This is a genomic window from Pseudomonas anuradhapurensis (assembly GCF_014269225.2).
GTDB lineage: Bacteria > Pseudomonadota > Gammaproteobacteria > Pseudomonadales > Pseudomonadaceae > Aquipseudomonas > Aquipseudomonas anuradhapurensis.
In genome coordinates, this window is the sequence record NZ_CP077097.1 from 2,257,680 (window position 1) to 2,271,042 (window position 13,363).

Below are 13,363 nucleotides of genomic sequence, written 5' to 3' on the forward strand. Positions count from 1 at the left end.
GGAGCGGGTCAGCTGCAGGCTGGCCTGGTCAATGATTGGCTACGCTATCGTCCTGCGACAGGATGGCCCGGGCCAGTTCTTCGTCACTGGCCTGCAGGCCAGGGTGGTCCTTGCGCGCCTGTTCCAGCGCCGCCTCCACGTAGGCGCCACGGATTGCACCGCCGCTGGCGACATAAGCGGAAAGCTCGTCACGCGCCGGGATGATCCGTTTGTCGTCCTTGAAGGTCGAATACAGCGAAGCGGAAACACCGGCCGAGGTGGCGACGTCGCCCGCATCGACGTCAGCCAGGGCAGCGCCGGCAGGCAGCAGGAGCAGCAAGGCAGGGGCGAGGAGTAGGTGGCGCATGGCATGTTCTCCAGTAACGTGCAGCACAGGGAAATAAACCACTCAGTGTTTAAGAGCGCGTGAACATGGCCGGAGTTCCATGGGTGTTCCACGGCAGGGGCGTTCAGCGGCTGCACGCGTGCATTGACTGTGGCACGCCCGGCGTGATTTGCTCGGGCTTGCCCACCACGGGCCTGCGCGATCATTCAACGGAATCTGAAGGTCCTCTCATGCCCGACTACAAACTGCATTGCTTCGCCGAATCCGGTAACGCCTACAAGGCTGCCCTGATGCTCGAACTCACCGGCCAGGCCTGGCAACCGGTGTTCGTCGACTTCTTCCATGGCCAGACCCGCGAGCAGGCCTGGCGCGAGGAAGTGAACGAACAGGGCGAGGTGCCGGTCCTGGAACACGCCGGCAAGACCCTCACCCAGTCTGCGCTGATCCTCGAGTACCTCGCTGCGCAGACCGGACAGTTCGGCCCGCGCGACGAAGACGAAAAACGCGAAATCTGGCGCTGGATGCTGTTCGACAACCACAAGTTCACCAGTTACTACGCAGCGCTGCGCTTCCTGTTTTGCCTGAAGAACACCGGCGAAACGGACGTGACCCGGTTCCTGCGTGAACGTGCCCAGGCGGCCTACCGCATCGTCGACGCACACCTGGCAAAGACTCCGTTCATGGTGGCTGGGCGCCTGACCATCGCCGACCTGTCGCTGGCGGGGTACGTGTACATGCCGGAGGACACCGGCATCCGGTTGGCGGAATTCACCCATATAGAGGCCTGGAAGGCCCGGATCCAGGCGTTACCGGGCTGGAAGCACCCGTACGAGCTGATGCCTCGCGCAGCCGCCTGAGACGTTCCCCTGCCGAGTTGTCACGCCGTTTTCACGCCTAGCTGTGTGGCGCAGTATGTGCGCTTGCGCCACCAGCATATTCAGGCTTCAGATGCCCCTGTTCGTCCAGCAGATAGGCATCCATCACTTCCCGTACTACCGGGCCCGCCACCCGCCCACCGGCCTCCCCGTTCTCGATCATCACCGCCACCACCACGCTTGGGTGGTCAGCAGGCGCAAAACCGACGAACAGGGCGTTGTCGCGGTGCCGTTCCTGGGTCTTGTCGCGGTTGTAGCGCTCGCCCTGCCTGATTGCCACCACCTGCGCGGTGCCGCTCTTGCCGGCAATCCGGTACTGCGCGCCAGCCGCTGCGGCACGGGCGATCCCGCGCGGGTCGTGCATGACCATCTGCATGCCCTGGCTGACCTGGTCCCAGGCATGCCTGTCATGCAGCACGATGTCGGGCATCGGGTGCGGGTCGACCGGTGTAGCGCCGCCCACGGTCATCGCCAGGTGCGGGCGGTGCCACACGCCCTTGCTCGCCAGCAGGCTGGTGGCCTGGGCCAGTTGCAGCGGAGTGACCTGCATGTAGCCCTGGCCGATGCCGAGGATCAGCGTCTCGCCGGGGAACCAGGCCTGGCGCCGCGTGGCCCGCTTCCACTCGGGCGACGGCATCAGCCCGGCGGCTTCCTCGAACATGTCCAGCGACACCTTCTGGCCCAGGCCGAACTCGGCCAGGTAGTCGTGCAGGCGGTCGATGCCCAGCTTGTGTGCCAGGTCGTAGAAGTAGGTGTCGTTGGAGCGCATGATCGCGATGTACATGTCCACCCAGCCATCGCCGCTGCGGTTCCAGTTGCGGTACTTGTGGTCATAGTTGGGCAGTTCGTAGTAGCCCGGGTCGAAGACCCGGCTGCCCGGGGTGATCACGCCGCTGTCGAGGCCGGCAATGGCGACCTCCGGCTTGACCGTCGAGCCCGGTGCATACAGGCCGCGCAGCACGCGGTTGAACAGCGGCCGGTCGATCGAGTCGCGCAGCGCGGCGTACTGCTTGAAGCTGATGCCCTTGACGAACAGGTTGGGGTCGAAGCTGGGGTTGCTGACCATGGCCAGCACATCACCGTTGGCCGGGTCGAGCACCACCACCGAGCCACGGCGGTCGCCAAGGGCTTTTTCCGCCGCCAGTTGCAGGTGCGCGTCCAGGGTCAGGACGATGTCCTTGCCGGGGGTCGGGTCCTTGTGGTTGAGCACCCGCATCACGCGGCCCTGGGCGTTGGTCTCGACCTCTTCATAACCCACGTGGCCGTGCAGCTGGCTTTCGTAGAAGTGTTCGATACCGGTCTTGCCGATCGACTGGGTGCCGCGGTACTCGGTGTTGTCGAGGGCCTTGGCCTCTTTTTCGTTGATCCGCCCCACGTAGCCCACCGAATGGGCGAAGTGTTCGGCCAGCGGGTACTCGCGGATGAACTGCGGCTCCACTTCCAGGCCCGGCAGACGGAACTGGTTCACCGCCACCAGGGCGATCTGCTCTTCGCTCAGGCCGACCATCAGGGTGACCGGCTCGAACGGCTTGCGGCCCCGACGCAGGTCCTTGTCGAACTGCTTGCGCTCGTCTTCGCCCAGGCCCAGCACCTGCGCCAGGGTGTCGAGCACCTTGGCCGTGTCGCCGCCGGCCCGCTCGCGGGTCATGGTCAGGTCGAAGCTGGGCTTGTTGTCGGCCAGCACCACGCCGTTGCGGTCATAGATCAGCCCGCGCTCGGGAGCGATGGGCAGCACGTGCACGCGGTTGTTTTCCGATACGGCGCTCTGCTGGTCATGCTGCAGCACCTGCAGCACATAAAGCCGGCCCACCAGCACGGCACACAGGCAGAACACCAGGGTGGCGCAGGCCAGAAGCCGGCGGTTGACCAGGTGCTTTTCCTTTTCGTGGTCCTTGAGGGGGATGGGTTGCGGCATCGGCGGTTCTGTCTGCGGGTGGTGGGGCTGGATGACGGCGGACGCCGTGCAAGCTGACCTGTGGGCGCGAGCTCTGTGGCAGCGGGGGCGGTGATGCTACGCAAGCTACCAGGCCCTCTCAAGGCAAAAGCCTGCCGGCGCAAAAGCTCTGGCGGCTGCCACGCCCGTAATCACGCGGGCCGCCGGCAACATGAAGATTTGTTCATCACGGCGCTACCAAGCTGCAACCTCGCCCTGCAACGATGCACGCGCATTGCCCTGAACCTGCTATGCCTAAAAGGACACCCGAACCCAACAGGGCCTATCGATGCTGGTCATCGAACAATTGCACAAATCGTTCTCCACCCCACAAGGCCTGCTGCCGGTATTACAGGGCGTCGAATTGCGCCTGGCCCGCGGCAGCAGCCTGGCGCTGATGGGCGAGTCGGGCAGTGGCAAGAGCACCTTGCTGCACCTGCTGGCCGGTCTCGACCGCGCCGACAGTGGCCGTATCCTGATCGACGGCGCCCCGCTCGATGGCCGCTCCGAGGCGGCGCTGGCGCGCTGGCGGCGGCAGGCGGTTGGCCTGGTGTTCCAGCAGTACAACCTGATCAGCAGCCTGGACGTGGCGGCCAACCTTGCCTTCCAGGCCCGGCTGGCTGCGCGGCATGACCCGCAATGGGTCGCCTACCTGGTGCAACGCCTGGGCCTGGCGAGCCTGCTTGAGCGCTACCCGGAACAGCTCTCCGGCGGCCAGCAGCAGCGGGTTGCCATCGGCCGCGCGCTGGCCGGGCGCCCGGCCTGGCTGCTCGCCGACGAGCCCACCGGCAGCCTCGATGAAGCCAGCAGCGACGAGGTGCTGAGCCTGCTGTTGCAACTGGTCGCCGAGGCCGGCAGTGGTGTGCTGATGGTGACCCACAGCCCGCGCCTGGCGGCACGCTTGCAGCAGCGTTGCTACTTGCAGGCCGGCCGCGTACGGGCCGAGCAGGGCTGATGAGACTGTTACCACTGGCGCTGTGGGCGCTGCTCAGCCATTGGCGGCGCCATCGTGTGCAATGCTTCAGCATTTTCACCGGCCTGTGGCTGGCCACGGCCCTGTGGACCGGCGTGCAAGCGCTGAACAGCCAGGCGCGCAGCGACTATGCCCGGGCCAGTGCGGTATTGGCGGGGCCGCTGCAGGCGCAGTTGGTGGCGCGCAATGGCGAGCGCTTCGACCAGGCGCTGTACGTGCAACTGCGCAGGCTGGGCTGGGCGGTTTCCCCGGTGCTGGAAGGCCGCCTGCGTTTGCCGGGCGAGCCGCCGCGCAGTGTGCGGTTGATCGGCATCGAGCCATTGAGCCTGCCGCCGGCCAGCAGCGTTGCCGGGGTGCAGCTGCAGGCCTTCGACCTGCAGGCGTTCATCGGCTCGCCTGGGCAAGCCTGGGTTGGCACAGATACGTTGCGGCAGTTGAATGTGGCCCCCGGGGAGCCCACACGCGACAGCGAAGGGCAGGTGCTGCCTCCTGTAGTTCTGCAACCTGCGCTGGCCCCCGGGGTGATCGTGGTCGATATCGGCCATGCCCAGGCATTGCTGCACGCGCCTGGGCAGTTGTCGCGCCTGCTGCTGACCACTGCGCCAGGGCCGCTGCCGGCAGCATTCGCCGCTGATCTTGAATGGCAAGCGCGGCAGGATGACGGTGGCCTGCAGCGGCTGACCGACAGTTTCCACCTGAACCTCACGGCACTCGGCCTGCTGGCGTTCGTCGTCGGCCTGTTCATCGCCCACGCCGCGATTGGCCTGGCGCTGGAACAGCGGCGCGGGCTGATACGCAACCTGCGTGCCTGTGGTGTCCAGCTGAACATCCTCTTGTGGGCCTTGGTCCTGGAACTGGGCTTGTTCGCCGTGCTGGGTGGCGTCGCTGGGGTGGCCAGTGGGTACGCCTTGGCCGCAAGCTTGCTGCCCGACGTGGCCGCCAGCCTGCGCGGCCTGTATGGCGCCCAGGTGGCCGGCACGCTGAACCTGCCGGCGTGGTGGTGGTTGGCGGGTGTGCTGGTGAGCGTGCTGGGGGCGTTGCTGGCCGGGCTGAGCAGTGTACTGCGGGCCGCCCGGCTACCCTTGCTGGCGCTGGCACAACCCCAGGCCTGGCGCCTGGCGCAAGGGCCGTGGTTGCGGCGGCAGGCTTTGCTGGCGGGCCTGCTGCTGGTGCTGGCCTTGGGCTGCGGTATGCTGGGTGACAGCCTGCCCAGCGCGTTCGGCATGCTGGCAGCGCTGCTGCTGGCGGCGGCGCTGTGGCTGCCCGCCTTGCTCGACAGGGCGCTGGCCTGGCTGGCGCGCCGTTGCCGGCGGCCGCTGGCGCAATGGTTCGTCGCCGACAGTCGCCAGCAACTGCCGGCCCTGGCGCTGGCGCTGATGGCCCTGTTGCTGGCGCTGGCCGCCAGCGTCGGTGTCGGCAGCATGACCGAAGGTTTTCGCAAGACCTTTGTCGGCTGGCTTGACCAGCGCCTGTCGGCCGCGCTGTACATCACTCCACGGGATACCGCCCAGGGCCTGCAGATCAGCCAGTGGCTCGGGCTGCAACCCGCGGTCAGCACGGTACTGCCTGTCTGGCGCGTGGAAACGCAGTTGCAAGGTTGGCCGGTGCAGGTTCAGGGCATCCTCGACCATCCGGCCTATCGAGCACGCTGGCCATTGCTGGAACAACAGCCACGTGCCTGGGAGCAATTGGCCCGCGGGCAGGCCGTGATGCTCAGTGAACAGTTGGCCAGGCGCCTGGAACTGCACCTGGGTGACCGCTTGAGGTTGCCGGCAGACACCTCGTCGGCGCTGACTGTCGTGGGGATATATGCCGATTACGGCAACCCCAAGGGGCATGTCCTGGTCGATGCCGGCTGGTTACGCCAGCACTGGGTGCAGGCTTCCCTGACTGGCGTGAGCGTCGATATAGCTGCAGACCAGGCGCCATCGCTCATCGCCGCATTGCAGCAGCGCTTTGCCCTCGACGACAGCCGGGTGGTCGAGCAGGCCCGCCTGAAACGCTGGTCGACCGAGGTGTTCAACCGCACTTTCGCCGCCACCGCGGCACTCAACAGCCTGACCCTTGGCGTGGCCGGTGTGGCACTGTTCATCAACCTGCTGACCCTGGGCCAGACCCGCCTGGGCCAGTTGGCGCCATTGTGGGCGTTGGGGGTGCGGCGTGCGCAGCTGGCCTGGTTGAGCCTTGGGCAGACATTGCTGCTGAGCAGCCTCACCGTGCTGCTGGCGATTCCGCTGGGTATCCTGTTGGCCTGGTGCCTGGTCGCGGTGCTGAACGTGCAGGCATTCGGCTGGCGCCTGCCGCTTTACGTGTTCCCCGCACAACTGCTGCACTTGGCCCTGTTGGCCTTGCTGACCAGCCTGCTGGCCAGCGCCTGGCCCCTGTGGCAGCTGGCGCGTCGCCAGCCGCGCGAACTGTTGAGGCCGTTCACCGATGAGGCATAGCCTGCGCCTGCTGTTGTCTGGCCTGCTAAGTAGCTTGCTGGGTGGCTGCGAGCAGCCGACGGAGCAGAGCTATGCCGGGCTCGGCCAGCAGGCGGCGGCGTTCAGCCAGGTGACCCGTGGCCAGCACCTGGCTTTTCCACGCGACCATGGGGCGCATGATGGCTTTCGCATCGAATGGTGGTACGTCACCGCCAACCTGCAGGATGCCCGCCAGCGGGACTGGGGCGTGCAGTGGACACTGTTCCGCTCGGCCCTGCGCCCCGGCCCGGAAACTGCCAGCTGGAACAGCCCGAACCTGTGGCTGGGTCACGCGGCGTTGACCGGCCCGGGCGGCCACCAGTCGGCTGAGACCCTGGCGCGCGGCGGCATCGGCCAGGCCGGCGTTCAGGCCCAGCCGTTCCGGGCGTGGATCAATGACTGGACGCTGCAGGGCAGCGCTGGCATCGACAACCTGCAGATGCTGGCCACTACCGAAGGCTTTCGCTATGACCTGCAACTGCACAGCGATGGGCCCTTGGTGTTGCACGGCGAGCAGGGCTACAGCGAGAAGTCCGGCAAGGGGCAGGCTTCGTACTATTACAGCCAGCCGTTCTACCACGTGCGTGGGTACGTACAGCGTGGTGGTCAGTGTATTGCTGTCACAGGCCGGGCCTGGCTGGACCGGGAGTGGAGCAGCCAGCCCTTGGCCGCCGGGCAGACCGGCTGGGACTGGTTTTCGCTGCACCTGGACAACGGCGCCAAGCTGATGCTGTTCCAGGTGCGCCAGGCCCAGGGCGAGGCGTATCGCGCCGGCACCTGGGTGGGCCCGCAAGGTCAGGTGGTGGCGCTGTCGGGCGCGCAGGTCCAGCTGCAGGCGCAGGCCTGGACGCGGCAGAAAAATGGCAAGCGGGTGCCGACGCGCTGGCGGGTGCGGGTGCCGGGGCAGGGCGTGGATGTGCAGGCCGAGGCGCTGGAGCCGCAGGCGTGGATGGACACCCGCTTCCCGTACTGGGAAGGGCCGGTGCGGTTGACCGGGAGTGCGGGTGGGCGTGGTTATCTGGAAATGACCGGGTACTAGGTTCTGTACGAAAAAAAATGTCGCAACACCGCATGGAACAGGCCAGTGAGACCATGGCGGTTTTTGGCTGGCTGGAAGAGAAGCGCCGCATCGTGACACGCTTCAACAAGCTCGCGGAAAACTATGCCGCCATGGTTTCACTGGCCTGTTCCATGCGGTGTTGCGACATTTTGTTTCGTATAGAGCCTAGCCGGTGTTGGCTGGGCGCGACACAGCTGGCCATATCCCCAATGGCTGTGGCACCCTCGCTGACGGCGTGCCGAGCACCAATTCCCTTGGGTCTTTCCGGCCGCATACATCACCAAAAAAAAGAATAGAGAAATCACCATGCCATTTCGCCGTACCCTCCTGGCTGCCTCCCTCGCTCTGCTGATCACTGGCCAAGCCCCGCTGTACGCCGCACCGCCGCTGTCGATGGACAACGGCACCACCGCCCTGACTGTGCAGAACAGCAACGCTTGGGTCGAAATCAGTGCCAGCGCGCTGCAGCACAACATTCGTACCTTGCAGGCCGAGCTGGGTGGCAAGTCCAAGCTGTGCGCCGTGCTCAAGGCCGACGCCTATGGCCACGGCATCGGCCTGGTGATGCCCTCGATCATTGCCCAGGGCGTGCCCTGCGTGGCGGTGGCCAGCAACGAGGAAGCCCGTGTGGTCCGTGCCAGTGGCTTCACCGGGCAGCTGGTGCGGGTGCGCCTGGCCAGCCTCGGTGAAGTGGAAGATGCCCTGCAGTACGACATGGAAGAACTGGTCGGCAGCGCCGAGTTCGCCCGCCAGCTCGATGCCCTGGCCGAGCGTCACGGCAAGACCTTGCGCATCCACCTGGCGCTCAATTCCAGCGGCATGAGCCGCAACGGGGTAGAAATGGCCACTTGGTCCGGCCGTGGCGAAGCACTGCAGATCACCGACCAAAAGCACCTCAAGCTGGTCGCGCTGATGACCCACTTCGCCGTGGAAGACAAGGACGATGTGCGCAAAGGCCTGGCCGCCTTCAACGAGCAGACCGACTGGCTGATCAAGCATGCCAAGCTGGATCGCAGCAAGCTCACCCTGCACGCGGCCAACTCCTTCGCCACGCTGGAAGTGCCGGAAGCGCGCCTGGACATGGTGCGCACCGGTGGCGCGCTGTTCGGCGATACCGTGCCGACGCACACCGAGTACCAGCGGGTCATGCAGTTCAAGTCGCACGTGGCTGCGGTGCACAGCTACCCGGCCGGCAACACTGTAGGCTACGACCGCACCTTCACCCTGACCCGTGATTCGCGCCTGGCCAACATCACCGTCGGCTACTCCGATGGCTATCGCCGGGTGTTCACCAACAAGGGCCATGTGCTGATCAACGGCCACCGTGTGCCGGTGGTGGGCAAGGTGTCGATGAACACGTTGATGGTCGATGTCACCGACTTCCCCGATGTGAAGGGTGGCAACGAAGTGGTGTTGTTCGGCAAGCAGGCCGGGGGCGAAATCACCCAGGCCGAGATCGAGGAAATCAACGGCGCGCTGCTGGCCGACCTGTACACCGTATGGGGCAACTCCAACCCGAAGATTCTGGTCGACTGACAGAGCCGTTCCAGCAAGCCCTGGCGCTGCCGGCCCAGGGCTCGGGTGCTAGGTGCCTGAGCGGCCTTTGCTCAGATAAGCGGCGAATTCCGCCTCCGGCACCATGCTGCCGCCGGTCCCCCACACCAGGTGCGTAGCCCTGGCCATACGCTCGCTCGACAAGCCCATGCGTGCCAGGTATTCGGGCGAGTCGAGCACCTTCAGCAGCCCCGGCATGCCGGCCAGCGCCGAAGGTTCCAGCCGTGCCTGTTCCAGGTCATGAGCCAGTACCAACAACCGGTACAGGGTTTCGTCGCTGACCGTGTAATAGCCGTCGAGCAGGCGCTGCATGGCCTTGCCAACGAAGCCGGAAGGGCGGCCTACCGCCAGGCCATCGGCGGCGGTGACGTTGTCGATACCGAAATCCTGCACGCTGGTGGCGTCATGCAGACCGCTGTAAACCCCCAGGAACATGCACGGCGAGTGGGTGGGCTCGGCGAACAGGCAGTGCACATGGTCGCCCCAGATCAGCTTCAGGCCAAACGCCACGCCACCCGGCCCACCGCCAACGCCGCAGGGCAGGTAGACGAACAACGGGTGCTCGGCATCCACCTGGATACCGGCCGCGTCGAACTGCCTGGCAAGCCGCTCGGCGGCCACGGCGTAGCCAAGGAACAGGTGCGGCGAGTTCTCGTCATCGACGAAATAGCAGGTCGGGTCCGCCGCCGCCTGCTGGCGCCCTTGCGCCACCGCCACGCTGTAGTCGCTGGCGTACTCGACCACATTCACGCCATGGCTACGCAGTTTGTCCTTTTTCCACTGCCGGGCATCGGCCGACATGTGCACGGTGGCCTGGAAACCCAGCCTGGCGCTGATGATGCCGATTGACAGGCCGAGGTTACCGGTCGAACCGACGGCAACCTTGTAGCGGCTGAAGAATTCTCGCGCCTGGTCGCTGGCCAGGGCCCTGTAGTCGCTGTCGACGCTGATCAGGCCGGCGGCCAGGGCCAGGTCTTCGGCATGCTTGAGCACTTCGTGAATACCGCCGCGGGCCTTGATCGAGCCGGAGATCGGCAGTTCGCTGTCGGCCTTGAGCCACAGCGAACCGCTGGCGTGCAGGCCGGCCGCCTGCAGCAGGCTGGCGTGCAGCCTGGGCAGCGGGCGCAATGGCGATTCGATGATGCCGCCGCTGGCGGCGGTATCGGCAAATACACTGGCCAGGTACGGGGCAAAGCGCGCCAGCCGGGCGCTGGCCGCACTGACATCGGCGGCGCTCAGGCCGACATCGGCCAGGGCCTGGGCGGCCGGGGCGATGTTCGGGTTGAACCAGCGGGTTTCATGCAGTGCCACCAGATCCTCGATCAGGGGATGGGAGTTGCACCATGCTTGCAGCGTCTTGCCGTGAATCATCGTGGCGTTCCTGGGATGGGGGCGGGGCTGGCTGAGCGAAGTAATCAGATTTGCCCCTGGTCGGCAAGGCCGATCAGTTGCATTCATAGTTCCGCGCCCCGGCAATATGCCGCCCGGCCACATAGCCAAAGGTCAGCGCCGGGCCCAGATTGATGCCACCCGACGGGTACCAGCCGCCAAACACACTGGCCATGTCGGTACCCGCCGCGTACAGGCCGACGATGGGCTGCCCGGCCTCGTCCAGCACGCGGGCACTGGCGTCGGTGCGCAGCCCGGCAAAGGTGCCAAAGCAGCCGGGTTGGACCTTCACCGCATAGAACGGCCCGTGTTCGATCGCTGCCACGCAGGGGTTGGGCCCTTTATGCTGCGGGTCGCCCTGCTTGCGGTTGAAGGGTGTGGAGCCACGGCCGAAGGCAGGGTCCTGGCCGTTACGGGCGTGGTGGTTGAATTCGCTGACCGTGGCCCGCAGCCCGACCGGGTCGATGCCGCAAGCCTCGGCCAAGGCTTCGAGCGTGGCGCCGCGCCTAAGGTAGCCGCTGCGCAGGTGCGGCCATACCGGCAGCGGGGCCGGGCGGGCGTGGCCCAGGCCGTAGCGGCGCAGGAAACGGTGGTCGCAGACCAGCCACGAGCACACCTCCTCATGCGGCGGTACGGCCGCGATCATGGCCGCCACGTAGTCGTAATAGCCATGCGCTTCGTTGACGAAACGCCTGCCGTTGGCCAGCACGCCAATGATGCCTGGCTTGCCGCGCTCGATGATGTGCGGGAAGTGGCCGACACTGCCGTCGCGGTGCGGCACCAGTGACACCGGTGCCCAGGCCACTGGCGACTTCAGGTCGGTGGCAACCACGCCGCCAGCCGACTCGCCCAGGCGCAGGCCGTCGCCCGAGCAGCCCTTGGGCGGCAAGGCCAGGTGGTCGTGGCCGCTGGCATCGCGCGGGAACAGTTGCTGGCGCCGCGCAAGGTCGTTGGGGAAGCCGCCGGTAGCCAGGACCACTGCATTAGCGCGCACCGCTTGTTCGCCCTGCGCCGTGGCGATCACTGCCCCGCACACACGGCCATTCTCGACCAGCAGGCGCCTGGCCGGTGCCGACGCTTGCAGTTGCACGCCCAGGTCCTGCGCCGACTTGGCCAGGCGCGCCACCAATGCCACGCCGTTGACCAGGTGCATCGCCCGGCCATACCGGGCCAGGTGGTAAAGGTGGCGGCCAAGACGCTTGCATACGTGCAGCAAGGCCTTGGGCGAGCGGGTCAGGTTGAGGAACGCGGCAAGGTCGGCACCGGCCATGATCGGCATGCCCATGAACGAGGTTTCGCGCAGGGTCTGGCGCAGGCGCGGTAGTAGTGTGCCCACTTCGCGGGCGTCATAGGGCGCGGCAATCACCTGGTGCCCACCCTCGGCCGCACCTGGCGTGTCGCCGTGCATGTCCGGTATGCCGTTGCCGTCGGCAAACTGCAACGCCGTGTGCTGTTCAAAGAACGCCACCATGTGCGGGCACGCCTCGAGGAAGGCGTCTACCAGCTCTGCGTTGTAATACGCCCCCAACTCGTTACGCAGGTAAGTGCGCGGTTGCTCGATGCTTTCCTCGATCCCGGCGCGGCGTGCCAGCGGGTTGCGCGGCACCCAGGCCCAGCCGCCGGACCAGGCGGTGGCTCCGCCGAACACCGGTTCCTTTTCCACCACGATTACCTTCTGCCCATGCCAGGCAGCCGTCACCGCGGCAGCCAGCCCGGCGGCGCCGGACCCTATGACCAGTACATCGCATTCGGTTTCAATCGAGGCGGAAGGCATCACAGGTGTCCTCTGTTTTTTCTGGAACAAGGTTCCACATTTTTCTCGGTGGTGCACCACGCTGCAAGGGGGAGCAGGCCCGGTATGGCAAGTTATGGGCGATCACCGGACAATTCTTGCTGACCTGGCTGCGCCAGCTATCGTGCCTGTGGAATCATCTTCTAGAATCCGCAAAAATTTCAGGGACCTGAGTCATGGCTGGTAGTCAGATCGAACGCGCCTTCAGTCTTGTAGAACACCTGGCCGGTGAACCGCAGGGGCTGCCTTTGCAAACCCTGGCCGAGCGTATGGACATCCCCAAGAGTGCTACCCACCGCATGCTCACCGAGCTGGCAAGGCTGGGCTATGTGCGGCAGAACCGTGACAACAGCCGTTACCAGCTCTCGGCCAAGCTGGTGGCTCTGGGCTTTCGTTACCTGGCCAGCAGCGGCGCCGACATCATCCAGCCGATTCTCGACCGCCTGGCCCAGGACAGCGGCGAACTGGTGCGCCTTGGCGTGATCGACGGCGCCCGCCAGACCTGGATTGCCAAGTCCCAGGGCGCCCGCTCGGGGCTGCGCTACGACCCGGACATGGGCCGCGATGCGCCGCTGTTCTACACGGCGTCCGGGCATGCCTGGCTGGCCAGCCTGGATGATGAACAGGCGCTGCAGATGGTCTTGCGGCAGGGGATTGCCGACCCGGCCCAGTTCGGCCCGAAGGCGCCACGCTCCACCGATGAGCTGCTGGCCTATCTGCACCGGGCGCGTCAGCGCGGTTACGCCTGGGTCGAGGAAACCTCGGCGATTGGCACCTCGGCCCTGGCGGCGGTCGTCCGGCGCCCGCAAAGTGACCAGGTGATCGGTGTGCTGAGCATCGCCGGGCCCAGTGCGCGCCTGGCACAGAGCCGCCTGACGGAGCTGGCGCCGTTGCTGCTGGCGGCAGCGGAGGAACTCTCGCAAGCCAGCCGGGCCAGCGAGCTGTTTGCCTGAGAGCGCATTTCTGGTCGATAACCGCACAGTTTGTGGTGCTTGTACTT

At 66.2% G+C, this 13,363-nt stretch carries 10 protein-coding genes and 1 pseudogene; 7 read left to right on the forward strand and 4 right to left on the reverse strand.

The genetic code is table 11. The features are described from left to right. Nucleotides 1-28: 28 nt before the first annotated feature. The gene (locus tag HU763_RS10500; RefSeq protein WP_170029397.1) at nucleotides 29-346 is read right to left on the reverse strand and encodes a DUF2388 domain-containing protein; all 318 of its coding nucleotides are present in this window, start codon (nucleotides 344-346) and stop codon (nucleotides 29-31) included. A 209-nt stretch (nucleotides 347-555) separates the two neighbouring features. Here HU763_RS10500 and HU763_RS10505 point away from each other — a divergent pair, with 209 nt between their 5' ends. Further along, entirely contained in the window at nucleotides 556-1,182 is a 627-nt protein-coding gene (locus HU763_RS10505) for a glutathione S-transferase family protein (protein ID WP_186684689.1), read from the forward strand. Nucleotides 1,183-1,219: 37 nt separating this feature from the next. Here HU763_RS10505 and mrdA read toward each other — a convergent pair whose 3' ends face one another. Next, nucleotides 1,220-3,115 carry a penicillin-binding protein 2 gene (mrdA, locus tag HU763_RS10510; RefSeq protein ID WP_186684692.1) on the reverse strand — a complete coding sequence of 632 codons (1,896 nt, stop codon included), beginning with the start codon at nucleotides 3,113-3,115 and terminating at the stop codon, nucleotides 1,220-1,222. Nucleotides 3,116-3,422: 307 nt separating this feature from the next. On the opposite strand from mrdA, the gene HU763_RS10515 reads away from it, so the two are divergent. From HU763_RS10515 to alr, 5 genes and pseudogenes are all read left to right on the forward strand, one after another. Then, nucleotides 3,423-4,088, forward strand: coding sequence for an ABC transporter ATP-binding protein (locus HU763_RS10515; protein ID WP_186684694.1), 666 nt, complete (start codon nucleotides 3,423-3,425; stop codon nucleotides 4,086-4,088). Further along, nucleotides 4,088-6,550 (forward strand): ABC transporter permease, encoded by a 2,463-nt coding sequence (locus HU763_RS10520; protein WP_186684696.1) that lies wholly within the window; start codon nucleotides 4,088-4,090, stop codon nucleotides 6,548-6,550. Before HU763_RS10515 ends, HU763_RS10520 begins: the two co-directional genes overlap by 1 nt. After that, nucleotides 6,540-7,607 carry a lipocalin-like domain-containing protein gene (locus tag HU763_RS10525; RefSeq protein WP_186684699.1) on the forward strand — a complete coding sequence of 356 codons (1,068 nt, stop codon included), beginning with the start codon at nucleotides 6,540-6,542 and terminating at the stop codon, nucleotides 7,605-7,607. The genes HU763_RS10520 and HU763_RS10525 overlap by 11 nt, the downstream gene beginning before the upstream one ends. Before the next feature lie 59 nt (nucleotides 7,608-7,666). Beyond that, nucleotides 7,667-7,797: pseudogene (locus HU763_RS10530) on the forward strand (IS5/IS1182 family transposase); the annotation flags it as partial. 137 nt (nucleotides 7,798-7,934) lie between these two features. Then, nucleotides 7,935-9,164 (forward strand): alanine racemase, encoded by a 1,230-nt coding sequence (gene alr, locus HU763_RS10535; RefSeq protein ID WP_186684701.1) that lies wholly within the window; start codon nucleotides 7,935-7,937, stop codon nucleotides 9,162-9,164. Between the two features lie 48 nt (nucleotides 9,165-9,212). On the opposite strand, the gene HU763_RS10540 is transcribed toward alr, so the two are convergent. Both HU763_RS10540 and HU763_RS10545 read right to left on the reverse strand, forming a co-directional pair. Further along, nucleotides 9,213-10,553 carry a D-serine ammonia-lyase gene (locus HU763_RS10540; RefSeq protein WP_186684703.1) on the reverse strand — a complete coding sequence of 447 codons (1,341 nt, stop codon included), beginning with the start codon at nucleotides 10,551-10,553 and terminating at the stop codon, nucleotides 9,213-9,215. Nucleotides 10,554-10,626: 73 nt separating this feature from the next. Next, nucleotides 10,627-12,345, reverse strand: a complete 1,719-nt coding sequence (locus HU763_RS10545) for an FAD-dependent oxidoreductase (protein ID WP_186684705.1) — start codon at nucleotides 12,343-12,345, stop codon at nucleotides 10,627-10,629. A gap of 194 nt (nucleotides 12,346-12,539) precedes the next feature. Here HU763_RS10545 and HU763_RS10550 point away from each other — a divergent pair, with 194 nt between their 5' ends. Next, complete coding sequence (locus tag HU763_RS10550) at nucleotides 12,540-13,316, forward strand: IclR family transcriptional regulator (protein WP_186684708.1); 777 nt, start codon at nucleotides 12,540-12,542, stop codon at nucleotides 13,314-13,316. The last annotated feature ends 47 nt before the right edge of the window (nucleotides 13,317-13,363 follow it).